The sequence below is a fragment of the Bacillus sp. SIMBA_154 genome (genome assembly GCF_046536015.1).
Lineage (GTDB): Bacteria > Bacillota > Bacilli > Bacillales > Bacillaceae > Bacillus > Bacillus pumilus_P.
The window spans coordinates 1-23,301 of sequence record NZ_JAWJBV010000021.1; the positions used below are offsets into that span (position 1 = coordinate 1).

The following is a 23,301-nucleotide window of genomic DNA, read 5'->3' on the forward strand; positions in this document are numbered from 1 at the left end:
TCAATACATTTCATTCTTCATACATACGTTAAAAATAAAAAAGATTGTAGAAAAACATGAGTTTCTCTACAATCTGACAGCCGCCCTATGAGCGGCTGTTTTTTTGTTTCATCACACCCTCTTCTGCTTCCGCCTGAATCACTCCCGCAGGAGGCATCTGAAGCATGATGAGTATAGGAATCAGTATAGTTACTTGTCGTTGAACTGTGATGTGCAGAATGCTTAGAAGATGTACGTTTATCCTTTGGTGTTAGAATGTGGGCAATGAATGCTCCTAAAGAAGCCAATATGATCATGACAACAAACATAAAAGAACCCATAATGCATCCCTCCTCTTGTTTCCTATATGATAATAGGCAAAAGTAATTGCCTGGGGTGGGGAATCCATGCTATCTCTACGTCAGGAGGAGCTCCTGAAACGATTGATGCAAGCGGAACAAGAACTGACAAGTGAAGAAATGGCCCGCGTGATTGGGGTCACATCAAGAACAATCTGAACAGATGTGAAAGCGCTTAAATTAATATTAGAAGAACATGGAGCAGTACTTCAGATGAAACGCGGGGCAGGGTATATATTGAACGTCGAGGATTATGGGGCATTTCGTACATTTTTGAAAAAGTCGATGAGAGAAAGAAATGAGAAAAAGGAACAGGTGATTCCGATTCAGCCTGAGGACCGCGTGGCTTATTTACTGAAAAGACTGCTTCTGTCAGACGACTATATCAAATTAGATGGATTGGCAGAGGAATTATTTGTGAGTGAATCCACAGTGAAAAATGATCTGAAAGCAGTCAGGCACTTGTTTTCATTACATGGACTTTCTGTATCTCATCGCCCTAAATATGGACTGCGGCTGACAGGGGATGAAATGAAATTAAGATATTGTATGGCAGAGCATGTGTTTCAGCAGGAGCATCCGAACCCTGCGCTGTTACCTGAAGAAACGTAACAATTGATTCAGGATATGGTGCGCAGATGGCTTAAGGAAAAAGAGAGCGTGGAGATCCATGAAGATGAGATCGGGTATTTGGCGCTCCATATAGTGGCTGCGATAGAGCGGACAAACTAGCAAATGAATCTTGAGCAATCGGAGGAGAGGCGGATGATGTGATTAGAGGAAATGCAGGGAGCAGCCTTTCAAATCATTGCCCATGCAGGTGAGGCGAGAAGCCATTATGTAGAAGCGATTCGTCTCGCAAGAGCAGATGATTTTGAAAAAGCGCAGCAGTTGATCGAAAAAGGGGAGGAAGCGTTTCGAAGCATCCATCACCTGCACTTGTCGCTCATTCAAAAAGAGGCGGCAGGTGAACAGCTTCCCTTTTCTTTACTGCTGATACATGCAGAAGATCAAATGCTCACAACAGAGACCATTCATCTGCTCGCCATTGAGATGATCGAAATGTGTAAAAAAATGAACACCCTTTCAAAATAGATGTCAGCTATTAACCAATTTCTGTTATAATCATTCGGTAGATAGAGAGAAAGCAGGATTGGTGAATGAAAAAAACATGTATGTTGATTGCGGTTGGTCTTCTGGTGCTGCTCATTTCGGGCTGTATGGGAAAGAAGGAGCAAGCGGAAGGAAACCAGCAAGTAGTCAAAGAGGAAAAGGGTCAATTAGCAAAAGAAACAAAACAGATTCATCAGAAAGAAGCGACTGTGATAGATACACAAAACTGGATTGAGCAAAAGGAGCCGGTTGAGCTTCCGATCTTGATGTATCACAGCATCTCCAGCGGCAACTCATTACGTGTGCCAAAGAGCGAGTTTGCGGCTCATATGAAATGGCTGAGGGACAACGACTATGTCACGCTGTCGCCGGAAGAGGCATATCGCGTCTTCACAACAAATACGAAGCCAAGTGAAAAGTGTGTCCTGATTACATTTGACGATGGATATACGGACAACTACACAAAGGCATTTCCGATTTTAAAGCAATACGGGATGAAAGCAACGATTTTTATGATTGAGCAATCCATTGGCCGTCCGCATCACTTAACAGATGATCAAATGGATGAAATGATGGCACATGGACTATCCATTGAGAGTCATACGATTCACCATTTAGAGCTCAATCGTTTATCAAAGAAGCAGCAGGAAGAGGAATTAAAAGGGTCAAAGGCATTCTTTGATCAGCGATTTTCTCAGCGTACGAGAATGGTCAGCTATCCGGTTGGGCGCTATAACGAAGACACGCTGAAGCTGGCGAAGGAAGCTGGATATCAGATGGCTGTCACCACTGAACCAGGACATGCGAAAAAAGAACAAGGCATGATGTCCTTACACCGCCTTCGCATTTCACCGGGACTTTCACCCGAAAGCTTTGGCAGGCTGGTAGAGGGGAATTCGTAGAGGTCAGATCACAGATGTTTCATGTGAAACATTTTACGACAAGTTTCACGGATTGAATAAAACTTGTTTTGGGATTTGGATAGATTAATGCAATATAAGGAATCAGCTTTTTAATATACTGATTCTTTTTTTATTTAACTAAATAAGGTCTTACAGTTGCCAATAGAAAGTAGGAGGGTATAGAAGAAAAGTACAAGTCACACTTTTATGTTATATAGATTGTTGTTCAGTCTATTTGATAAATTGAACCACAAAAAAGCTGTATCATTTATTTTAAACATTGTGCAGGAAGGAAAAATAAATTTACCTCACTCTAATTTGAAATTACTGCAACTAACAAAAAAATTAAAATTCTGCACAGTCCTTAGAGATTTACACAGAATGTTTAAAATATATTCAGTATCAATCATTTAAAATGACACATTAAGGTTAAAAAAATATGCTTATCTATGGTAACAAATTGTTACTTATGGTAACATGTAGTTGCACAAGTTTTTTGTTCAACTCGGACTAAGTTGAACTAGTTTTCAAACTGAAGCACGAGAGCTTCAAGGTGAATTTCTTGAACGTTCACCATATAACTGAAAAGAAATTTAATTTGGGCACTCGGCTGACTACCGTGTGCTTTTTCTATGTATAAATTTTTAATTTGAGGAATACACTGAAATAATATGAAAAAAATAAAGTAGCCCTCCAAAAAACAGAAACGAGATAGAACCAGCATTACCTTGACTAGGGGTAATGAAGGTGCCACTTTATTTTTCATGATAATCTTAAGGGTTAATTCAGAACGGTCTCTTATCTATAATCCATACGATGAACTGGACTAGAGTTCGGATTGAATTTAAGATAAGAAACCAAAGCTTGTACTTGCAGGTACAAGCTTCTTTCTTTTTGTTCTTGCGTCTCTCAACGCGTGAACGCACAAGTTTTGTTCTCAAACTGACCCCTCCTTTCTCGGCATAAAAACACCTTTAGTATGGAAGGGGGGAGGACTATCGCTTGCTTCACGTTTCTATGTATATTTTACCAGCTTTTCTACCAAATGACGAATAGCATCTTATTGTTTCTTCTCTGTATTTCTTTCACGATTTATCAAAAAACTCCATATGTGTTTTCTCTTGTTTGTAATAATCTATTCGATCTTTCAAGGTTCCTGTATGATACTCAAATTTATGTCCGTCAGGGTCCGTGAAGTAAATCGATCTCTGATCTCTTTCGTCTCTCGGACGGCCTGGTAAGATGTTGACATTCAAATCTTTTAGTTTGTGATACATGTGATCAACATCCTCTTCATCAATTGAAAAGGCGATGTGTGTGTAAGAGTGATGTATGTCTTGACGAGGGATATCTTTTTCAACATTGAGGGCAAGCCATAGCCCGTTCAAATCAAAGTAAGCTGTATTTTTCCCTTTTACTAATAATGTTGCGTCAAAAACTTGTGTGTAAAAATCAATAGATGCCTCTAAATCTGAAACAGAAAATAATAAATGATTGATTCCTTTCATTGACAACCTATTCACCTCAAAAATAAATCATTTGCAAAAAGCTTGTAGACCAAATCTACAAGCTTTTTTGTTTATTGATAAACGGGATAGCCAGTTATTTTGATATCTTTCCCCAGCTGTTCAATGGCGAGTTGATCCAGTTCAATTGCGTCACTCATGAGGCGTATGCCTTCGCCTCCGAAAAAGGAAGGAGAGAGTCGTCCGCCAATGAGCTTAGGTGCCATGTAGATGACCAATTTATCTACAAGCTGCAGCTCTAAAAATGAGGCGTTGACTTGGCCGCCGCCCTCAATCATGAGGGAGGAGACATTTCTTTCTCCAAGCACTTGAAGTACTTCTTGTAAAGGCACTCGCGTGTCGCCGTCTGTCATAAAGACGCTGACGCCAGCTGCTTCTAAAGCCGCTCGTTTTTCCTCATCTGCTTGCTTTGTTGTAAAAATCCATGTAGGTGCCAGCTGATCAGTGACGATCTTTGCCGTCAGTGGTGTCGAAAGCTTAGAATCTAGGACAATTCGAATTGGATGATGACCATTTGGAATCCGCGCGGTTAATGAAGGATCGTCATGAATGACGGTTTGAGCACCAACCAAAATCGCATCATTGATACTGCGGATGTGGTGAGCGTCATAACGGGAAATTTCTGACGTAATCCACTTGCTGTCAGACGTAACAAAAGCAATTTTTCCATCTAGGGTGATGCCCGCTTTGAGCGTCACGAAAGGCGTTTTTTTCGTAATAAAGTGGTTAAACACTTCATTCATGAGAATGGATTCCTGTTCAAGTACGCCCGTGATGACTTGGATACCTGCGTCTTGTAAAATGGCAATCCCACGGCCAGCGACAAGCGGGTTCGGATCAAGTGCTGCTACGACAACGGTTTCGACACCGGCTCTGACAAGTGCTTCAGCGCAAGGGCCTGTGCGGCCATGGTGGGAACAAGGCTCTAGGGTCACATAAATCGTGGCTCCTTTTGCCTTGTCTCCTGCCATTTTGAGTGCATGAATTTCAGCATGTGGTTCGCCGGCCTTCATGTGAGCACCGACTCCAACAATTTCATTATCGCGGACAATCACAGCCCCGACGAGCGGATTCGGTGATGTCTGTCCTTTCATGGCACGTGCATTTTCTAGGGCTAGATTCATATATCGCTCATGATGTGGCAATCGTATGCACCTCTTGATCCGCCTTCATGTGGCCTGAGCGGTTAATTTTTGTCTGCAAGTATTTTTCGTTGAATTCAGAGACGTCACCCCAAAGCGGAATGCGTCCAGAAAGAGAAAGACCTGCATGACTGATGGCATCTGTCTTTTTCGGATTATTGGTAATGAGTCTTACTGGCTTTGTACGAAGTGTTTGAAGAACGGCAATGGCTTCTTCATATTGACGCGTATCATCTTCGAAACCAAGCGCTTCATTTGCTTCCACTGTATCATAGCCGTTCTCTTGAAGGATGTAAGCCATGGCTTTACTGAAAAGGCCAATGCCGCGCCCTTCATGGTTGGCTAAATAAAACAGGGCACCTGCTCCATTGTCCTCAATCATTCGCATGGACTGCTTCAATTGGAAACCGCAGTCGCAGCGCTTGCTTCCGAAAATATCGCCAGTGTGGCAAATGGAATGCATGCGGATAAAGGCTTCATCAGCGTGCTCGAAATCCCCATACACAAGAACGCTTGATTGCTGATGATCGGCAAGCTCACGGGATGAGAGGCTTTCAATTAAAGCTTCATCTGACAATGGCTCTAACCCATCGTCTTTTAACCATGAATACCAGTTGAACATCACGGTTCTGCCGTCTAAATTCACTGGCAGTTTAATGGGTCCAGTGATATATATATATCCGTCTTCTTGCTGTACTCGTTTGATTTTATCTTTTAAAATGGCTGTTTTAAGATCTGTGTGTTTGTCCATATTCTGCACCTTCTTTTTTATCTGTTTCTTCAATCTGTAAACGAACGAGAACGCCAAATGGATCAACAAATTCGTTACTTTTTCCTGTCGTTTTGACAGCAACGCCTGCTTTTGTCAGACGTTCGACGACGGATTGTCTGTCCGCTTCTTCAGGGAAAACCAGTGTATAGCTTCTAATTCCTGAAAAACGTGGATCAATGGCTCCTTTTCTCCCGCGTCCCCATGCATTAAAGGCAAGGTGATGATGGTACACACCAGCAGCGACAAATAAACTTGCTTGGGGAGCCATTCGGATATGAAAACCGAGCGTGTTCACATAAAAGGAATCAGCTTCTTCTGGGTTAAGATGGAAATGCAAGTGTCCCATGACTGTATCAGCAGGGAGTCCTTCCCAGGTGGAATCAGCGGCTTCTTGCAGGAGACCATCTCCATCAAGCGGTGCATTTCCGCCACCTTTCAGTTCTCCATGCTCACCTACCCAAACGTCCTCAGGGCGATCAGCATAAATTTCTACGCCAATGCCGTCAGGATCACTTAAATAAATGGCTTCACTGAAAAAGTGATCGCTTGCTCCAATTAAAGGATAGCCTTTTTTGATCACATGTGCCAGCCATGTGCCCAGGTTTTTTCTGGTAGGTAATAAAACAGCAAAATGATAAAGTCCTGGCTCATGATTAGGTTTCTCCTTCAGCTGTGCATCTTCTTTTAACAAAAGGATCGGTTCCTTTGCATTGCTGCCAAGAGTGACGGCGGAATCCGTCTGTTCTAATATAGTAAACCCTAAAATGTCTGTATAAAAAGGTAAAGAACGCTCAAAGTTGGACACATGTAATTCTGTTACACCCAATCTTAGCTGCTCAATTGTCTTCAAGCTGGTCAGCTCCTTCATGATATATGCATCGGCATGTTCAAATGTTTTTGAAAATCTATAAAAATGTATACCTTGTTACTTTTAGTAACTAAAATATATAATAGTTAGTGACTTATTTCAAGTAATTAATTGTGTTATAATGAAAAAAAGAGAGAAAGGCAGGAGGGAGTAAGTATGGCTCAAGTGGACGGCTGCCCAATTACAGATGCCATGGAAATTCTAGGCAAGAAGTGGGTGATTCTCATCATCAATCAGCTTCTCACAGGGCCCAAGCGTTTTTGTCAGCTTGAAAATGAAATGAACATCAGCGGAAGATTATTATCAGAAAGGCTGAAGGATTTAGAAGCTGAAGGGCTCGTTGAGAAAAAAGTATACCCCGACATTCCGGTGCGGATTGAATATAAATTAACAGCGCAAGGGAAGAAAATCGAACCGATTATTCGTGAAATGTACGCATGGTCTTTAGAGCGAAAAAACAGCAAAAAAGGGGAACATGTCCCTTCCTAATCGATTTCGATCAGGTGCACCTGATCGAAATTTTTTTTTGTGATTTTCCAGAAATCTAAGACAATAGTATGAAAAATGATGTTGACAATAAATTCATCCATCATATAATATCAAGGAGAAGAGGGTTCTTTTCCCTGTAATGGAATGGAGGTTATGCCATGGTATTATGAATGGGACAGATTGCCTAAAATAAATATCGATCCATCATTTGGAAGCAGACATCTTTGACTTTTTGGAAGTAAAGATTTATTTTTTCAACACAATTGATAATGATTATCATAATCATCTATAAGTGTGATCTCAACACTTATGAAGGTTATTTTTTTTATTGTCTATTGAGAATAATTATCAATATCAATTAGGAGGGTTCACATGAAAGCACTTCGTCCAACGTCACACGTATTATTATTCTTTAGCTTTGTTCTATTATTTGCTTTAGCTCCGGTTAGCTCTGCCTCAGCAGCAGGCTTAGCAGATGGTCAATATTCAGCGCAATATGTGGTATGGAAGGCAGATAGCGATTCGACTTCAACAGCGAATACGTATTTTGAAAAACCAGCCAAGCTTGTCGTGAAGGATGGGAAAATCAAAGCGCAAGTCACGTTAACCAATAGCTCTTGGATCACAAGCTTTAAAACACTGGATCAAGGTGTTTACAAAGATACGAAGGTGATCAGTACGAACACAGCTGCCAATAAAAGAACGGTAGAATTCAATGTGTCCAGTCTGACAGAAGTCGTACCAGCAAAAGTGAGTGTGACTGTGCCGGTCATCGGATATACAGGCAATTATGACATTCGCCTCAAGTTTGATGCAGCAACTGTTCAATAAAAAGGGAGGAAATTCGCTTGATGAAAAAATGGATAAGGCTTCCAGCCTTCATAGCCGCTTTTTTATTGGCACTCATACTGCCTTTTTCAAATGCACAGGCTGCCTCTTTAAATGATGGTACATACTCCGTCAACTATACTGTGCTGAAGGCTGAAGGAAATGCGGTCTCAATGGCAAATGATTACTGGCTGAAGCCGGCTAAAGTGATCGTGAAAAATGGAAAGCTGACAGTGCAAATGACCATTAAAAATAGCAGCTGGGTGACGGAATTTAAAGTTCCGGGAAATGGCGGCTATGTCGATACAACGGTTCTTTCAACGAATAAAAAAGCCAATACAAGGCTCGTTCAATTCCAAGCACATAGCTTGTCTAAACCAATCAAGTCAAAAATTCATGTCACTGTAAAATCTGCTGACTATGATCATAATTATACAATTCAGCTGAAATTCGATGAAAGCAGCATCAAGGCACTTTCTTCTAACAGCTCAAACGAAACAGCGGGTGCAGCAGAAAGCCAGCAATCATCAAAGGAATCAACCAAAAAATCTGATTCATCCACTCATACGAAACAAGAAGAGAATCCGCAAACTGGTGATACAAGCCAGACGGGTTGGCTCCTTGTGCTTGTCTTATGTTCAGGCGGGTTTTTAGCAAGAAAGTGGATCATCAAGCATTAACGGAAGGAAGTGTCACCTTTTGAAACGTCTTTTTCATCTAAAGGCAGCCATTCTGCTCGTTTTATTCAGTTTGTTGACTGCGTTTCAGATTCCTCAAGGAACGGCTCAAGCGGCATCATTCGTTGATGGTGAATACACAGTTGGATTCACTATTTTAAAAAATGGCAGCACAGAAGCGTCCATGATGGATACTTATACAGAAAAGCCAGCTAAGCTGATCGTGGAAAATGGCAAGACGACAGCCTATGTCACGCTGAAGCAAAGCAAAGAAATCACAGATTTCAAGGTCGAACAAAATGGCGCTCTCGTCACCACTGAAACGGTCAGTGAGGATGAAACAGCCAATACACGTGTGATCAAATTTGATGTAGCCGACTTATCAGCAAAATTAAACGGCTGGGTCAAAATTTACTGGGATTTAGGCGGTTTTATTTATGACGAAGCGTATGACGTACAGCTCGCATTCGATCAAAGCAGTCTAACACTCGTCACGCCTGCAAAGCCAGACGATAACGAAACAAAACCAGATGATCAAAATGGCACAAAGCCAGACGATAGCGAAACAAAACCAGATGATCAAAATGGCACAAAGCCAGACGATAACGAAACAAAACCAGATGATCAAAACGGTACAAAGCCAGATGATTCTGCGCAAAATCAATTAAAAGATGGTGTGTATCGTGTCAATTACAGTGTGCTAAAAGGGGATGAGGACGAGGCATCTCGGATGAACCAATACTTCTCACATCCTGCATCCTTAACCGTCAAAAACGGAAAGCAAACCATTTCCTTTACGGTGAAGGACAATACGTCTGTTGCTTCTTTGAAAACAGAGAAAAACGGCTCTTATCAAGAAGTGAAGACCGTCAGCACAGATCAAGCAAAGAACACAAGAGTCGTCTCATTTGATGTGGCTGATTTGAAAAAAGCGGTTAAAGGAAAAGTACACATTGTGGTGGCAGCTGCTAATTATGACCAAACCTACGATATTCGTTTTCAATTTGATTCAAAGAGTATCTCTCCACTTAAGGACGGTCAGGTAGAGGAAGTAACACCAGCCACTCCAGAAACACCAAAACCAAATACACCAGCACCAGAAACAAATAACGGTGGAGCTGGTCAAGAGACAGCTCAGCTAAAAGATGGTGTATACAAGCTTCCTTTTTCAATGAAGAAAGCAGACAAGGATGAGCCTTCTCGTATGAACGATTACGTCGTGAGCCCTGCGACATTGGTGGTGAAAAATGGCCGCCATTTCGTTTCATATACAGTGAAGAACAGCTCAGCCATCACATCCTTCCAAGTAGGGACAGGCGGGAAATATGAAGAGACTCTTGTCGCAAAAACAGATCAAAAAGCAGATACACGAGTGATTCAATATGAAGCAAAAAGTTTAAGAGGTGACCAGGCAGCACGTGTGAAAATTGACATTCCAGCTGCGAATTACCATGAGCAGTACGATGTCAAACTTATCTATGACACGAAAGGAATCGCACATGGTGAAGGCAGCGGGATTGCGACGGTTATCGGAGACGATGAGAGTATCGGCTTTGTCAAAAATCCAAATGATCACGATTCTCAAACGAATCAGCTTGTGAATCTGGCACCAGAGGAAACGGGCGCAGAGCAGATGACATTTACGCCATCAGATGACCAAACCAAGTCTGAGACAGGCCAGCTGAATCCGAAAACAGGAGATCCCTCTCTTCTCTGGGTGTATATTCTTTTATTCGGCGGGTCGTTATTCGTGCTCGTGAGGAAGTATCAAACTAAGGAAAGATAGATGGTTTATTTTAAGTGAGATGCGCCTTTCAACTCGGCGCATCCACTCTCTTTTTTCGAAAGGAGGCTTCTGTTTTTGAAGCATCGAATGTCACGTTCCCTGATCGCTGCTTTAAGTGTGTGCGTGATCTTGTCGGGGTGCTCACAGTCGGCTGAAAGCTCAGCGAAAGGCAAGAAAAGCGCGGAATCAAATGCGCGGATTGTGGCAACGACTGTAGCTGCTGTGGAGATCATGGATGCTTTAGAGGTGGATCTTGTCGGGGTGCCAACAAGTCAAAAATCCTTGCCAGCTCGTTACAAAGGACTGCCAGAAGTCGGCAATCCAATGAGCCCGGACATGGAAATCATCCAATCACTTCAACCGACAGATGTCCTGTCTGTCACGACCCTTCAATATGATTTAGAGACACCCTTTCAACAAGCAGGTGTCCCTGCCACATACTTAAATCTTGAAAGCCTGGACAACATGGAGAAGGCCATCACGAAGCTTGGTGATCAGTATGACAGAAAGAAACAAGCCAAACGCATTGTGTCTGACTTTGAGCAAAAAAAGAAAGACATACAAGAGAGGACGAAGGGAAAGCGCAAACCGTCCGTTCTGATTCTGCTTGGTGTACCAGGCAGTTATTTGGTGGCGACAGAGAATTCATATATCGGTGATCTTGTGCGTATCGCAGGAGGAGAGAACATTGTCAAAGGTGAAAAAATGGAGTATTTGGCATCCAATACAGAGTATTTACAAAAAGCCAATCCAGATATCATTCTCCGGGCCGCACATGGGATGCCAGATGAAGTCGTCCGCATGTTTGATCAAGAATTCAAAACAAATGACATCTGGAAGCATTTTAACGCGGTAAAACAAGACCGGGTGTACGACCTAGAAGAAAGCTTATTCGGGACAACAGGCAATTTAAAGGCAGCAGAGGCATTAGAGGAATTGACACGTATGTTGTATCCGTCATAAGCGGCGAATCTTAATGATAAAAGGACGTTCAAGATGAAAAAAACAGGGATTTTATTTCTGATAGTCAGTCTCTTACTGGTTGGCGTTTTTATTTATTCTGCCATTACTGGGAGTATTCATGTCACTCCGATTGAATTATTGGAAGGGCTCATCACCGGTCAACATGCACAGGTAGAAATCATTAAAGATTTGAGAATCCCCCGCATGCTCATCGCGATGTTTACAGGGGCAGCCTTATCTGTCTCCGGTGTACTATTGCAGTCGGTCATGAGGAATCCATTAGCTGATGCCGGTGTCATTGGTATTTCATCAGGAGCCAGCTTCTTTTCTTTAATGGCGATTACAGCGCTTCCTCAATTTTATTTCTACTCTCCTTTATTTTCGGTATTAGGCGGGGCCATTGCATGTTTTCTTGTATACGTTCTGTCTTGGAAGGGTGGTTTGAGCCCAATCCGTATGATTTTGGTTGGGATCGCCATCAATGCCATGTTTACAGGGATGGCAGAAGCATTTGTTACCATTTGCAGCTATTTCAATATCACGATGAATCAGTCAGGTCAGTCGAATCTCACGATGAAAACGTGGGGAGATGTCCGTTTAATCGGCGTCTATGGCATCGTTGGCCTTGTCGTTGCACTTTTCTTTAGCAGATGGTGTAACCTCTTGGCTCTTCAGGATAAGACGGCGAAAAATTTAGGATTGCGTGTGACCAGAATGCGCCTTTTGATTTCAATGACTGCGGTTTTACTAGCAGCGGTGACAGCTGCGGTAGCGGGCGTGATTGCCTTTGTCGGCTTGCTCATTCCGCACATTTCAAGAAGGCTTGTCGGCTCGGATCACCGGGTACTGATTCCATTTTCTGCGTTAAGTGGGGCTTTGCTCATTTTGACAGCTGATACGCTTGGCAGAACGCTTGTAGCGCCAAATGAAATCCCTGCTTCTACGATCATGGCCGTCATTGGCGGGCCGTTTCTTATCTTTTTATTAAGAAGGGGGGACCGTCTCCATGGACATTCGTGAGGTGTCATTCTCCTATGACCAGCAGAAGAGCATCGTTCAATCGGTCACAACACAGATTGAACAGGGGAAAATCACAACCATTATCGGTCCAAATGGCTCGGGAAAATCCACGCTGCTTTCCTTGATGGCGAATAATCATTGTCCCAATAAAGGACAGATTCACTTAGATGGCCAAGAGCTGAGTGCGTTCAAGCCAAAGGAATTGGCAAAAAAGCTCGCTGTCGTTCATCAGCAAAATGAAGCGCCGCTTGATTTAACGATCGAACGGGTCGTGGCATTTGGGAGAACGCCGTACCAGACGATGCGCGGGGGTGACAAGGAAGAGGATGAGAGAGCGATTGAGTGGGCGCTGTCCAGTACAAAGCTAACGGAAAAACGAAAAGTGCCGCTCGCCTCACTATCAGGTGGGGAACGGCAGCGTGTATGGATTGCAATGGCACTTGCGCAAAAAACACCGATCCTTTTCCTAGATGAACCGACAACTTATTTGGATATTTACTATCAATTTGACATTCTTGAGCTCATTCGAGAGCTCAATGTTGTGCATGGATTAACGATTGTCATGGTGCTGCACGATATGAATCAGGCTGTTCGCTACAGCGATGTCATCATTGCGATGAAGGATGGACAGATCATCAGTGAAGGACAGCCGAACGATGTGTTAACTGAAGAGATGGTGCGGCACATTTATCATGTGTCCGTCACGATTAGACAGGATGCAGAAACAGGGATGTACATCGTGCCTGTTGGTATATAAGCTGTGCAAAAAGCAGGTGAGACAGTGTGAAACGAGGAAAACGGCTTTGGCAGCGGATGCTGACGATCGTCTGTTTAGGTGTATTCATTTATAGCGGTACGGCCATCGGCTTAGAACTCTTCGGCTATTATCAAAATCGTCAAGTGCTTGCAAAGGCCCAGACGATGTATGGACAAGAAGAAATGAATGAAAAGCGGGAACCGGGAAAGATTCGTACGTCATTTGATGAGCTGCGAAAGGTGAATGACGACATTGTCGGCTGGATCAATATGAAGGGCACAATGATTCAATACCCGATTGTTCAATCACGCGATAATGCATTCTACTTAACTCGCAATTATTTAAAGAACGATACCCGGGCAGGCAGTATCTTTATGGATTATCGAAACGACGTCTTACATGAAAGTCCAAATACAGTGGTGTATGGCCATCGGATGAGGGATGGATCAATGTTCGCTGGACTCACAAACTATCTAAAAAGGGATTTTTTCGATGAGCACCGGACATTTCAGTACGATACGCTGTATCAAAGCTACGAAGCGGAGATTTTTGCTGTGTATGAAACGACGGTTGACTTCGATTATATTCAAACCGATTTTCAGGATATTGGCGAATATGCGCACTACTTGCAAGCCGTGCGTAAGAAGTCGATCTATCAAACGAAGACAGACGTGTCCACGGATGACCTGATCCTCACCTTATCGACCTGTGATCATGTGCTTGCACCTAAAAGCGGGCGTCTCGTGGTACAGGCAAAGCTAAAGAAAGTTTACTAGAAAAGGAGAGACAGACGGTTGAAATTTTCACATGTGATCGTGGCGGGACTCGTTTTGATGCTTCTCCTCGGAGGATGCAGTCAAGCAGCACCGGTAGAGAAAGGGAGCACGCAAGGAGCGCTGAAGATAAAGGATTTTGCCGGCAGAACGTTGTCGTTTGATGAATCACCTCAGCGTATCGTCTCGTTATCGACTGGAGACATGAGCATTATTTATGCCTTAGGCGGTGAGGTTGTCGGCCGTCCAACGACCGAGTTACCAGACAAGTTACAGAAGGCAAAGTCCGTACAAACGATTGGCACAACGCATCAATATGATGTAGAGCTGCTCACGAGTTTAAAGCCTGATGTTGTGCTTGGGAATGAACAATTAAACAGTAAGGACATCTCTACGATAGAAGGAATTGGTTCACAGCTTCTTTTGACAAGCGCCAATTCAGTGAAGGATATTCAGCGTCAAATTTCGTTATTTGGTGATTTGCTTGAAAAGCAGCAAAAGGCAAAAGCACTCAATGAACAAATCGATCAGCGGAAAAAGCAGGTCAAGCCGCCTAAGAAAAAAGTGAAAACACTCGTTGTGTACGGTGCTCCCGGCACATATATGGCGGCACTTCCTCATTCCTTAAGCGGGGATTTGCTGCACATCGCTGGGGGTGCGAACATTGCTGAGAATGAACCGGCGCTCGAAAAATTCCCTCAATACGCTCAAATCAATGCAGAAAAGGTCATCGAAGCCGATCCTGATCTCATTCTGCTGATGACACACAGCAATCCAGAAGATGTGAAAGCGGGCTTTATGAGCGAAATGAAACAGAATGCGGCATGGCACGATGTGTCAGCTGTCAAAAATGGACACGTCGAGATTTTGCCTAGTGATCTATTTGGTACGAATCCAGGCGCAGAAGTGATAAGAGCGATTGATGAACTAGAGAAGAGATTGAAGCGATTGTCATCATGAAAATGAATGCCGAGTTAGATTTTCAAAAAAGACAGTCTAGACGAAAGTGGCTTATACCGGGACTGCTTCTCGCTTTAGGTGTGGGTGCATGTCTAGGACTTGCATTAGGTTCTATTCAATTATCGCTGCCGGATCTGATCGCTGCTTTGACGGAATCAGGGCAGCCTGTCCATGAAAAAATCGTGATGGATTTACGGCTGCCGCGTGTTCTGATTGGTTTCATCGTTGGGGCCTGTCTCGCAGCATCAGGGGCGATTTTACAAGGGGTCGTCCGAAATCCGCTCGCTGACCCCGGCATCATTGGTGTTACAGCCGGCGGGGGCTTAGCTGCTGTACTCAGCATGATTGTTTTCCCGCAATTTACGTATTTGACTCCAGCCGCAGCCTTTCTTGGCGCTTTATTAGCGGCACTCGTTGTGTATGTGCTGTCATTTGACCAAGGCGTTTCACCGCTGAAATTGATTTTGGCGGGAGTGGCAGTCAATGCCCTGCTTGGTGCGGTCATGAACGGGTTTATGGTGCTTTATAGTGAGCGGGTGCAGGCTGTTCTGCCTTTTTTATCAGGTGGATTAAACGGGCGGAGCTGGCATCATCTTAGCTTTGTGTCGCCATATGCGCTGGCTGGGTTGTGTCTTTGTTTTTTTGCAATCAAGCCGGCAAATCTTCTCCTGCTTGGCGATGAATCGGCTCAGCTATTGGGCCTGAGAGTAGAGAGAACCCGGTTTTTCTTAATTGCGCTGGCGGCGCTTTTAGCTGGTGCGGCTGTAAGCGTGAGCGGTTTAATTGGGTTTGTCGGGCTTGTCGTTCCTCATTTTATCCGTCTTTTAATTGGAGATGATTACCGGTATCTGCTGCCGATTTCGATGCTGGGCGGGGGCGTACTTGTGGTTTTTGCAGATACAGCGGCACGGGTCTGGTTTACACCGGTTGAATTGCCTGTCGGTATATTGCTAGCCTGCATCGGTGCACCTTTCTTCCTCTATTTATTAAAAAAGAAAGGGAGGGGTTAAGTTGGATGTGATTGCAATGGATGACGTGAGTCTCAGTCAAGGGGGCTTTCGGCTGTCGTCAATCTCAGCCGCTGTTCCTAAGGGAAGTGTGACCGGAATCATTGGACCAAATGGGTCAGGGAAGTCGACTTTTATCAAAGCGGCCGCACGCCTCACGTCGATAGAAAGCGGCATGATTTACATTCACGATATACCGCAAAAAGAGATGACGGCGCAGGAAATTGCAAAGGAGATCGCTGTTCTCATGCAGACGAGAACGGCCATCCCATCGATGACAGTGCGTGAGCTGATCGCACTTGGACGGAGTCCGCATCGTTCGATCTGGAAAAAGAGCTCGAAGACAGATCATGAAGCGATTGAGTGGGCGCTTGATGTGACGAACAGCCGCGGCAATGAAAACAGGATGCTGCATACATTGTCAGGTGGAGAAAGGCAAAAGGCGTATATTGCGATGGCGCTTGCTCAGAAAACAGAGACCATTATTCTGGATGAACCCACAACTTATTTAGATATTGCACATCAGCTTGAATTATTAGAGCTGCTTAAACAGCTGAATCAGACGCATGGAATCACCATTTTAATGGTTCTTCATGACCTGCAGCAGGCAGCAAAGTATTGTGACCGCCTCATTGCGATGAAGCGTGGTCACGTGCATCAAATAGGGGCACCAACAGAAGTATTAACAGAAGACTTTTTCAAAGAGGTCTTTGGGATTCAGGCAGAGGTTCACTTGAACGGAGAGCATCCGCTCATCATCCCAATCGCTTCGATCCAACAACAAAAGGGAGATGAAAAGAACATGATCATTGTAAACAACCAAGTAAGAGTAGAAAAAGGCAGTGCCGACCATCTCGTCAAACGATTTAACAAGCAGGGACAAGTAGAATTCATGGAAGGGTTTTTAGGCATGGAAGTATGGGTCACACAGCAGACAACAGATTATGATGAAGTGACCATTCATACCCGCTGGAACCGTAAGGAGGACTTTGTGAACTGGACAAAATCTCAGGCGTTTGGTGATACGCACGCTCATGGAAAAGCGAAACCTGAAGGACTATTAAAAAACAAAATTACGTACTATGAAGTACAAGTGACAAGACCAGCTTTACAGAAAAAAGCCTAAATGTCATTACAGCGCTGCCGCCGAGGTGCAGCGCTATTTTTTTTGCAGATTTTTTCTTTCCGTCACATAATTTTGACAAAGTATTCAAACAACTGACACAATACCACCCAATTTTTAGGTAAAATTTACTTTATTTTTGAAGCGTATGGGTGTAAAGTACAGGTATAAATAACTAACCGAATGAAATTCAAGAGTAAATTTTCACCGAGTGAACCGTTTCAAACAGGCTATTAATTGTGAACCATTGAACAAGTAGTGAAATTTTTGTGAAATGGTGAGCATAAAGATCTCGAATCATTCGGCATGTGAAAGTAAGGGAGGATGTAAGGCTGTGAGTGAGCTGTTTTTAGCAAGATTTCAATTTGCTTCAACGACATTATTTCATTTTATTTTTGTTCCTATGTCTATAGGTTTGGTGTTTATCGTCGCATTGATGCAGACCCTTTATGTAGTGAAGAAAAAAGACATCTACAAAAAGATGGCGAAGTTTTGGGGTCACCTTTTCTTAATTAACTTTGCAGTAGGTGTGGTGACAGGGATTCTGCAGGAATTCCAGTTTGGGATGAACTGGTCTGACTATTCAAGGTTTGTTGGTGATGTCTTTGGTGCACCGCTTGCCATTGAGGCACTGTTGGCCTTTTTCCTTGAATCTACATTTATTGGACTTTGGATTTTCGGCTGGGATCGTCTGCCGAAGAAAATTCATTTATTGTGTATTTGGCTTGTTTCCCTTGGTACGATCTTTTCGGCGTTTTGGATTTTACTAGCTAACTCATTTATGCAGGAGCCAGTTGGATTTGTCATTAAAAATGGCCGTGCAGAAATGAATGATTTTGGCGCTCTTGTCACGAATCCGCAGCTCTGGGTAGAGTTCCCGCACGTTCTGTTCGGTGCGCTGGCAACAGGTGCTTTCTTTATTGCAGGTGTTAGTGCCTATAAAATGATCAAAAAACAAGAAATCGCCTTTTTCAAAAAATCATTCCAGATTGCCATGGTACTCGCTTTAATTTCTGGCTTAGGTGTGGCGTTCTCTGGACATGACCAAGCAAAGCATTTAATGAAATCACAGCCGATGAAGATGGCAGCAAGTGAAGCCCTTTGGAAGGATAGTGGAGATCCAGCGGCTTGGACACTATTTGCCAACATTGACACAGATAAAAAAGAAAACTCTGCAGAAATCAACATTCCGTTTGCTTTAAGTTATTTGGCTTATTCGAAGTTCAGTGGAGATGTTCCAGGTATGCTGACACTTCAAAAAGAATATGAAGCAAAGTTTGGCCCAGGAGACTACATTCCTCCAGTGAAAACAACGTTCTGGAGCTTTAGAATCATGGTCGGTGCGGGAATGCTTATGATTTTTGCTAGTATGATTGGCTTGTACTTGAGCTTTAGAAAGAAACTTGAATCAAACAAATGGTATTTACGCTTCATGGTTTGGATGATTGCGTTCCCGTTTATTGCAAACTCAGCCGGCTGGATCATGACCGAAATCGGGCGTCAGCCTTGGACCGTCTTTGGCATGATGACGACCGCTCAATCAATTTCACCAAACGTATCCTATGGCATGCTATTATTCTCAGTCATTAGCTTTACGACCATTTATCTGATTCTTGCAATCTTGCTTGCCTACTTATTCATTCGAGAAATTAAAAAAGGTGCACATTCTGAAGAGGATACAGATCAAAAGGATGAAACGGACCTGTCTACAGATCCATTTGATGGAGGCGCATATCATGGCATATCTTAACGAGATTTGGTTTATTCTTGTCGCAGTATTGTTTGTTGGGTTTTTCTTCTTAGAAGGATTTGATTTTGGTGTAGGGATGTCCATGCAGCTGCTTGGAAAGGATGCGCATGAGCGCCGCATTTTAATCAATACGATTGGTCCTTTCTGGGATGCGAATGAGGTTTGGCTGATTACAGCTGGCGGTGCTATTTTCGCTGCATTTCCTCACTGGTATGCCACGATGTTCAGCGGATACTATATTCCGTTTACGGTTCTCCTATTAGCGCTCATTGGGCGGGGGGTCGCCTTTGAATTCCGAGGGAAGGTTGAGAAAGCCTCTTGGATCAAAGCATGGGACTGGGTCATCTTCTTTGGCAGTCTGCTGCCACCGTTTTTACTCGGTGTGCTATTCACAAGTATTTTACGCGGGATGCCAATTGATCAAGACATGAATATGTATGCTGGTTTTACGGATTTTGTGAACCTTTATTCAGTGATTGGCGGGTTAGCTGTGACGGTTCTTTGCCTTCTGCACGGATTGATTTTCGTCACACTTCGTACAGAGGGTGATTTAAGAGACCGTGCAAGAAAGCTTGGTCAGCGTGTCCTGCTTATTGCGCTGCCAGTGCTTGTCCTATTTGTCGGTGTGTCCATCATGGAAACAGACATTTACACAGTGCGCCCGATCATCACCATTCCTTTAACCGTGCTGATTGTGGTTTGTTATGTAGCGGCTCTATTCTTTATGAAAAAAGAACGTGATGGCTGGACATTCCTATTCACAGGTGCTGGCATCATGGTGACAGTGACGATGCTTTTCACTGCATTGTTCCCGCGCGTCATGATTAGTTCGATCAACCATGCGTTTGATCTTACCATTCAAAACGCTGCATCCGGATCTTATTCACTGACGGTCATGACGATTGTTGCCATTTCTTTGCTGCCCTTTGTGCTTGGGTATCAAATTTGGAGCTATTACGTCTTCCGTAAACGTGTAAGCGGTAAGGAGCCAATGACTTACTAATGGATAAACGTTTGCTTCAATTAAAAGGAATGAGAGGGCTTCTTGCCCTCTTAGGTATTGTGTCACTCATCCAAGGAGCAAGTATTATTTTCCAAGCACAGTGGCTGGCACATGCCATTACAACGCTGTTTGACGGGAAAACCCTCTCGCAGGCAACGCCTTATGTCCTGCTGTTTCTTGCTGCCTTTCTGGTGCGGCACGGTCTCACCTTGATTCGGGAGAAGGTCATGTTTACCTACTCTTCCCGAATTGGAGCAGACGTCAGAAAACAGCTGTTAGACCAACTCTTTCGTTTAGGTCCAGCTTTCACAAAGAAAAAAGGTACAGGAAAGCTTGTCACATTAGCGATGGAGGGAATTGTCCAATATCGTCAATATTTACAGCTGTTTTTGCCGAAAATGGTGAACATGGCTGTTATTCCGGTGATGGTCCTCGTTTATGTTTGGACATTAGATCAAACATCTGCCGTCATTTTGATTGTGACGCTGCCGATTTTAATTGTTTTTATGATTTTGTTAGGTCTTGTTGCTCAGCGTAAAGCGGCCAAACAATGGAGATCGTATGAGAAATTATCCAATCATTTTACTGATTCGCTCCGCGGCCTTGAAACGCTTCGTTACTTAGGTATTAGCAAAAAGCACTCCCGTAATATCGCAGAGGTGTCAAAGCGATATCGAAAGGCGACCATGAACACGCTGAAGGTCGCATTTCTTTCATCGTTTGCCCTCGATTTCTTTTCTATGTTATCGATTGCGACCGTTGCTGTCTTTCTTGGCCTGCGGTTAATTGAAGGGGAACTTCTGTTATTGCCAGCTTTGACGGCGCTTATGCTGGCTCCGGAATATTTCCTGCCAGTACGTGAAGTGGGAAATGATTATCATGCGACGTTAAATGGAAAAGAAGCGAATGAGGCCATTCAGGTCATTTTAGATGAAAAGGGCTTCCACGCGCAGGAGACACAATCAGTGCAGCTAAACGAGTGGAATGAACAAGCTGTGCTTACGCTGCAAGATATTTGTGTCCTGCATGATGAACATGCTCCTTATTCCATTCAGGATGTGGATTTGACTGTCAAAGGAAAGAAAAGAATCGGAATCATTGGTGCCAGTGGTTCAGGAAAATCGACGTTAACCGATGTCCTCGGCGGCTTTGTTGAACCGTCTTCAGGTCAAATGACGCTAAACGGCCATCCGCTTGTTCATTTACAGATGAAGGAATGGCAAAAGGAAGTCGTCTATATGCCGCAGCACCCCTATTTATTTCACATGACATTAAGAGAAAACATTCGTTTTTATGAACCACATGCAACAGACGAAGAAGTGGAAAGAGCTGTGCAGGCGGCTGGGTTATCTCAGCTTGTAGCGCAGCTGCCAAATGGACTGGATGAGGTCATCGGACAGCAGGGGAGAGGGCTAAGCGGCGGCCAGGCACAAAGAATTGCGCTTGCTCGGGCTGTTCTCGGCCAGCGGTCGATTATGCTGTTAGATGAACCAACGGCGCATCTCGACATTGAGACGGAGTATGAATTGAAGGAAACGATGCTTCCGCTGTTTGAAGATAAGCTCGTGTTCTTAGCGACACATAGGCTGCATTGGATGCCGGAGATGGATGAGATCATTGTCATGGATCATGGAACCATTGCAGAAATGGGGACACATGAATCATTAATGCGAAGAAAAGGTGTGTACTATCAATTGGTACAGGAGCAAATGGGGGCGGTCTCACATGGTCAGTAAAGGCTGGTTTATACCTTATATCAAGGAGAATCAAAAGCTGTTTGCCTTGGTGCTTTTTTTAGGAAGCATTGCGGTGTTCTCTGCTTCTCTGCTGATGTATACCTCGGGATTTCTGATTTCAAAAGCCGCCACAAGACCTGAGAATATATTGATGGTCTACGTCCCAATCGTGGCTGTACGCACCTTTGGTATTTCACGTTCTGCTGCTCGTTATGCAGAAAGGCTGGCGAGCCATCAGCTCATTTTGACGATGATTGAAAAAATGCGGGTGCGTCTGTATGACATGGCTGAACGAAGTGCCAAACAGACGAAGCTTGGTACAGGGGAAATGCTTGGGCTCTTGTCAGAAGATGTGGAGAGATTACAGGATGCGTATTTAAAAACAATCTTTCCATCCATCGGTGCGCTGCTTTTATATGCAGCATCGATTGGGGCACTTGGACTTTTCTCATGGCCATTTGCTGGATTGATGCTGCTCTATATGGCACTTCTCGTATTTGTTTTCCCATACGTCACAGTGCTTGTGAACCGGGCGAGACAAATTCAAATGAAAAAAGGCAGAAATGAACTGTACAGCCATTTAACAGATGCCGTCATGGGAGTTAGTGACTGGCTGTTTAGCGGCAGACAGAAAGATTTTGTTGACGGCTATGAACAGAAAGAAGCGCAGTTGTTAGCGCTTGAAGCTGCCAAGCACCGGTTTATCCGTCTGCGCCAATTTTTTGCGCAGCTGATTATTGGAGGAGCAGTTGTGCTTGTGGTGTATTGGAGCGGCTCAGTTGTTCAGTCAGGTTCTATGCCGCACACGCTCATTGCGGCCTTTGTGCTTGTGCTGTTTCCGTTAACAGAAGCCTTTCTTCCGCTTTCAGATGCGGCAGGTGACATTCCTGTTTATCAGCATACTGTTAGCAGATTACATCATTATGAAAAGCAGTCGTATGAAGGAGAATCTAAGAAGGAATTCGTTGATCAGTCAATCATTTCTCATGATCAAGCTGTCTGTTTTGAACAAGTGTCCTTTGGATATGATGCGCATCAACACGTGCTAAAGCACCTTTCGTTTTCGCTTAAGCAAGGAGAATCACTCGCTCTCTTAGGAAAAAGCGGTGCAGGCAAATCGACCATTTTAAAATTGTTAGAAGGGGCGGTCGTGCCAAATCAAGGTGCTATCAGCATTCAGGGAAAACCGGTGCAAAGCATTCAAGAGAACGTGTCAGCTTATGTGTCTGTCCTCAATCAACAGCCTTATTTATTCGATACGTCTGTTTTAAACAATATTCGCTTAGGATCCCCAGACGCGACAGAAGAGCAGGTGAAAGAAGCGGCGAGACAAGTGCAGCTGCACGATTACATTGAATCTTTACCAGAAGGCTATCACACAGGTGTACAGGAGACAGGAGTTCGTTTCTCAGGCGGAGAAAGACAGCGTATGGCGTTAGCTCGGATCTTGCTGCAAAACACACCGATTGTGGTATTAGATGAGCCAACCGTCGGACTTGATCCTCAGGCAGAGCGTGAATTGCTTCAAACAATCTTCCGTGTGTTAAAAGGAAAAACTGTCATTTGGATTACCCATCACCTGACTGGCTGCGAGACGTGTGACCGCATCATGTTTATTGAAGATGGACACATTGAGATGCAGGGGAAGCATCAGGATTTATTGAGAGAAAACCAGCGTTATCAAAGGCTATATGAGATGGATCGACCGTTTTCTACAATATAAATAAAATGAATGAAAAGAACGTTCGGACAGGTGATCTCTGCCCGA

General features: G+C 43.8%; 25 protein-coding genes. 20 read left to right on the plus strand and 5 right to left on the minus strand.

The window, feature by feature from the left end; translation table 11 throughout:
- Window positions 1–17: 17 nt before the first annotated feature.
- The gene (locus R0K30_RS19055) at window positions 18–320 is read right to left on the minus strand and encodes a hypothetical protein (RefSeq protein WP_410612279.1); all 303 of its coding nucleotides are present in this window, start codon (window positions 318–320) and stop codon (window positions 18–20) included.
- Window positions 321–386: 66 nt separating this feature from the next.
- On the opposite strand from R0K30_RS19055, the gene R0K30_RS19060 reads away from it, so the two are divergent.
- The 5 genes from R0K30_RS19060 to R0K30_RS19080 all read left to right on the plus strand — a co-directional run bounded on the left by R0K30_RS19060 (window position 387) and on the right by R0K30_RS19080 (window position 2,353).
- Complete coding sequence (locus tag R0K30_RS19060; protein ID WP_230031616.1) at window positions 387–497, plus strand: HTH domain-containing protein; 111 nt, start codon at window positions 387–389, stop codon at window positions 495–497.
- 54 nt (window positions 498–551) lie between these two features.
- On the plus strand, window positions 552–950 hold the full coding sequence (locus R0K30_RS19065; protein WP_249705646.1) for a helix-turn-helix domain-containing protein: 399 nt from the start codon (window positions 552–554) through the stop codon (window positions 948–950).
- Window positions 951–965: 15 nt separating this feature from the next.
- A complete protein-coding gene (locus tag R0K30_RS19070; protein ID WP_410612333.1) occupies window positions 966–1,070 on the plus strand; it encodes a PRD domain-containing protein in 105 nt (34 codons plus the stop codon).
- Between the two features lie 51 nt (window positions 1,071–1,121).
- Window positions 1,122–1,433, plus strand: coding sequence for a PTS sugar transporter subunit IIA (locus R0K30_RS19075; RefSeq protein ID WP_230031613.1), 312 nt, complete (start codon window positions 1,122–1,124; stop codon window positions 1,431–1,433).
- 65 nt (window positions 1,434–1,498) lie between these two features.
- Window positions 1,499–2,353: a polysaccharide deacetylase family protein gene (locus R0K30_RS19080; RefSeq protein WP_099727184.1), complete on the plus strand. Its 855-nt coding sequence runs from the start codon at window positions 1,499–1,501 to the stop codon at window positions 2,351–2,353.
- A 1,085-nt stretch (window positions 2,354–3,438) separates the two neighbouring features.
- On the opposite strand, the gene fosM is transcribed toward R0K30_RS19080, so the two are convergent.
- The 4 genes from fosM to R0K30_RS19100 all read right to left on the minus strand — a co-directional run bounded on the left by fosM (window position 3,439) and on the right by R0K30_RS19100 (window position 6,643).
- Window positions 3,439–3,861: a FosM family fosfomycin resistance protein gene (gene fosM, locus R0K30_RS19085; RefSeq protein ID WP_370461145.1), complete on the minus strand. Its 423-nt coding sequence runs from the start codon at window positions 3,859–3,861 to the stop codon at window positions 3,439–3,441.
- Window positions 3,862–3,932: 71 nt separating this feature from the next.
- Window positions 3,933–5,024: a bifunctional diaminohydroxyphosphoribosylaminopyrimidine deaminase/5-amino-6-(5-phosphoribosylamino)uracil reductase RibD gene (gene ribD, locus R0K30_RS19090; RefSeq protein ID WP_410612283.1), complete on the minus strand. Its 1,092-nt coding sequence runs from the start codon at window positions 5,022–5,024 to the stop codon at window positions 3,933–3,935.
- Window positions 5,011–5,772, minus strand: coding sequence for a GTP cyclohydrolase II (locus tag R0K30_RS19095; RefSeq protein WP_099727181.1), 762 nt, complete (start codon window positions 5,770–5,772; stop codon window positions 5,011–5,013). The genes ribD and R0K30_RS19095 overlap by 14 nt, the downstream gene beginning before the upstream one ends.
- Window positions 5,750–6,643, minus strand: a complete 894-nt coding sequence (locus R0K30_RS19100; RefSeq protein ID WP_249705644.1) for a VOC family protein — start codon at window positions 6,641–6,643, stop codon at window positions 5,750–5,752. The genes R0K30_RS19095 and R0K30_RS19100 overlap by 23 nt, the downstream gene beginning before the upstream one ends.
- A 174-nt stretch (window positions 6,644–6,817) precedes the next feature.
- On the opposite strand from R0K30_RS19100, the gene R0K30_RS19105 reads away from it, so the two are divergent.
- From R0K30_RS19105 to cydC, 15 genes are all read left to right on the plus strand, one after another.
- On the plus strand, window positions 6,818–7,150 hold the full coding sequence (locus R0K30_RS19105; protein ID WP_230031607.1) for a winged helix-turn-helix transcriptional regulator: 333 nt from the start codon (window positions 6,818–6,820) through the stop codon (window positions 7,148–7,150).
- A gap of 372 nt (window positions 7,151–7,522) precedes the next feature.
- Window positions 7,523–7,981: an NEAT domain-containing protein gene (locus tag R0K30_RS19110; protein WP_099727178.1), complete on the plus strand. Its 459-nt coding sequence runs from the start codon at window positions 7,523–7,525 to the stop codon at window positions 7,979–7,981.
- Between the two features lie 20 nt (window positions 7,982–8,001).
- Window positions 8,002–8,658 carry a heme uptake protein IsdC gene (gene isdC, locus R0K30_RS19115; RefSeq protein WP_410612287.1) on the plus strand — a complete coding sequence of 219 codons (657 nt, stop codon included), beginning with the start codon at window positions 8,002–8,004 and terminating at the stop codon, window positions 8,656–8,658.
- A gap of 19 nt (window positions 8,659–8,677) precedes the next feature.
- Entirely contained in the window at window positions 8,678–10,441 is a 1,764-nt protein-coding gene (locus R0K30_RS19120; RefSeq protein WP_410612289.1) for an NEAT domain-containing protein, read from the plus strand.
- 75 nt (window positions 10,442–10,516) lie between these two features.
- Window positions 10,517–11,404 carry a heme ABC transporter substrate-binding protein IsdE gene (isdE, locus tag R0K30_RS19125; protein ID WP_099727176.1) on the plus strand — a complete coding sequence of 296 codons (888 nt, stop codon included), beginning with the start codon at window positions 10,517–10,519 and terminating at the stop codon, window positions 11,402–11,404.
- Between the two features lie 33 nt (window positions 11,405–11,437).
- Entirely contained in the window at window positions 11,438–12,424 is a 987-nt protein-coding gene (locus R0K30_RS19130) for a FecCD family ABC transporter permease (RefSeq protein ID WP_249705641.1), read from the plus strand.
- Window positions 12,411–13,181, plus strand: coding sequence for an ABC transporter ATP-binding protein (locus R0K30_RS19135; RefSeq protein WP_099727174.1), 771 nt, complete (start codon window positions 12,411–12,413; stop codon window positions 13,179–13,181). The genes R0K30_RS19130 and R0K30_RS19135 overlap by 14 nt, the downstream gene beginning before the upstream one ends.
- A 26-nt stretch (window positions 13,182–13,207) precedes the next feature.
- Window positions 13,208–13,957 (plus strand): class B sortase, encoded by a 750-nt coding sequence (srtB, locus tag R0K30_RS19140; protein WP_410612293.1) that lies wholly within the window; start codon window positions 13,208–13,210, stop codon window positions 13,955–13,957.
- Between the two features lie 18 nt (window positions 13,958–13,975).
- Complete coding sequence (locus R0K30_RS19145; RefSeq protein WP_099727172.1) at window positions 13,976–14,914, plus strand: ABC transporter substrate-binding protein; 939 nt, start codon at window positions 13,976–13,978, stop codon at window positions 14,912–14,914.
- Complete coding sequence (locus R0K30_RS19150; protein WP_249705638.1) at window positions 14,911–15,924, plus strand: FecCD family ABC transporter permease; 1,014 nt, start codon at window positions 14,911–14,913, stop codon at window positions 15,922–15,924. Before R0K30_RS19145 ends, R0K30_RS19150 begins: the two co-directional genes overlap by 4 nt.
- Before the next feature lies 1 nt (window position 15,925).
- The gene (isdG, locus tag R0K30_RS19155; protein WP_410612296.1) at window positions 15,926–17,047 is read left to right on the plus strand and encodes a heme oxygenase; all 1,122 of its coding nucleotides are present in this window, start codon (window positions 15,926–15,928) and stop codon (window positions 17,045–17,047) included.
- Between the two features lie 331 nt (window positions 17,048–17,378).
- Complete coding sequence (locus R0K30_RS19160; protein WP_327924905.1) at window positions 17,379–18,794, plus strand: cytochrome ubiquinol oxidase subunit I; 1,416 nt, start codon at window positions 17,379–17,381, stop codon at window positions 18,792–18,794.
- The gene (gene cydB, locus R0K30_RS19165) at window positions 18,781–19,797 is read left to right on the plus strand and encodes a cytochrome d ubiquinol oxidase subunit II (protein ID WP_099727168.1); all 1,017 of its coding nucleotides are present in this window, start codon (window positions 18,781–18,783) and stop codon (window positions 19,795–19,797) included. The genes R0K30_RS19160 and cydB overlap by 14 nt, the downstream gene beginning before the upstream one ends.
- Complete coding sequence (gene cydD, locus R0K30_RS19170; protein ID WP_249705636.1) at window positions 19,797–21,533, plus strand: thiol reductant ABC exporter subunit CydD; 1,737 nt, start codon at window positions 19,797–19,799, stop codon at window positions 21,531–21,533. The genes cydB and cydD overlap by 1 nt, the downstream gene beginning before the upstream one ends.
- Window positions 21,523–23,256, plus strand: a complete 1,734-nt coding sequence (gene cydC, locus R0K30_RS19175; RefSeq protein WP_410612299.1) for a thiol reductant ABC exporter subunit CydC — start codon at window positions 21,523–21,525, stop codon at window positions 23,254–23,256. The genes cydD and cydC overlap by 11 nt, the downstream gene beginning before the upstream one ends.
- Window positions 23,257–23,301: the final 45 nt, after the last annotated feature.

Excerpts from the sequence above, each read along its gene's own strand:
- R0K30_RS19075 (WP_230031613.1), top strand. The coding sequence starts at position 1,122 with ATGCAGGGAGCAGCCTTTCAAATCATTGCCCATGCAGGTGAGGCGAGA.
- R0K30_RS19060 (WP_230031616.1), top strand. The coding sequence starts at position 387 with ATGCTATCTCTACGTCAGGAGGAGCTCCTGAAACGATTGATGCAAGCG.
- cydD (WP_249705636.1), top strand. The coding sequence starts at position 19,797 with ATGGATAAACGTTTGCTTCAATTAAAAGGAATGAGAGGGCTTCTTGCC.
- cydC (WP_410612299.1), top strand. The coding sequence starts at position 21,523 with ATGGTCAGTAAAGGCTGGTTTATACCTTATATCAAGGAGAATCAAAAG.
- R0K30_RS19150 (WP_249705638.1), top strand. The coding sequence starts at position 14,911 with ATGAAAATGAATGCCGAGTTAGATTTTCAAAAAAGACAGTCTAGACGA.
- R0K30_RS19130 (WP_249705641.1), top strand. The coding sequence starts at position 11,438 with ATGAAAAAAACAGGGATTTTATTTCTGATAGTCAGTCTCTTACTGGTT.
- R0K30_RS19065 (WP_249705646.1), top strand. The coding sequence starts at position 552 with ATGAAACGCGGGGCAGGGTATATATTGAACGTCGAGGATTATGGGGCA.
- R0K30_RS19070 (WP_410612333.1), top strand. The coding sequence starts at position 966 with ATGGTGCGCAGATGGCTTAAGGAAAAAGAGAGCGTGGAGATCCATGAA.
- R0K30_RS19080 (WP_099727184.1), top strand. The coding sequence starts at position 1,499 with ATGAAAAAAACATGTATGTTGATTGCGGTTGGTCTTCTGGTGCTGCTC.
- R0K30_RS19055 (WP_410612279.1), bottom strand. The coding sequence starts at position 320 with ATGGGTTCTTTTATGTTTGTTGTCATGATCATATTGGCTTCTTTAGGA.
- cydB (WP_099727168.1), top strand. The coding sequence starts at position 18,781 with ATGGCATATCTTAACGAGATTTGGTTTATTCTTGTCGCAGTATTGTTT.
- fosM (WP_370461145.1), bottom strand. The coding sequence starts at position 3,861 with ATGAAAGGAATCAATCATTTATTATTTTCTGTTTCAGATTTAGAGGCA.
- R0K30_RS19095 (WP_099727181.1), bottom strand. The coding sequence starts at position 5,772 with ATGGACAAACACACAGATCTTAAAACAGCCATTTTAAAAGATAAAATC.
- R0K30_RS19135 (WP_099727174.1), top strand. The coding sequence starts at position 12,411 with ATGGACATTCGTGAGGTGTCATTCTCCTATGACCAGCAGAAGAGCATC.
- R0K30_RS19105 (WP_230031607.1), top strand. The coding sequence starts at position 6,818 with ATGGCTCAAGTGGACGGCTGCCCAATTACAGATGCCATGGAAATTCTA.
- isdC (WP_410612287.1), top strand. The coding sequence starts at position 8,002 with ATGAAAAAATGGATAAGGCTTCCAGCCTTCATAGCCGCTTTTTTATTG.
- R0K30_RS19110 (WP_099727178.1), top strand. The coding sequence starts at position 7,523 with ATGAAAGCACTTCGTCCAACGTCACACGTATTATTATTCTTTAGCTTT.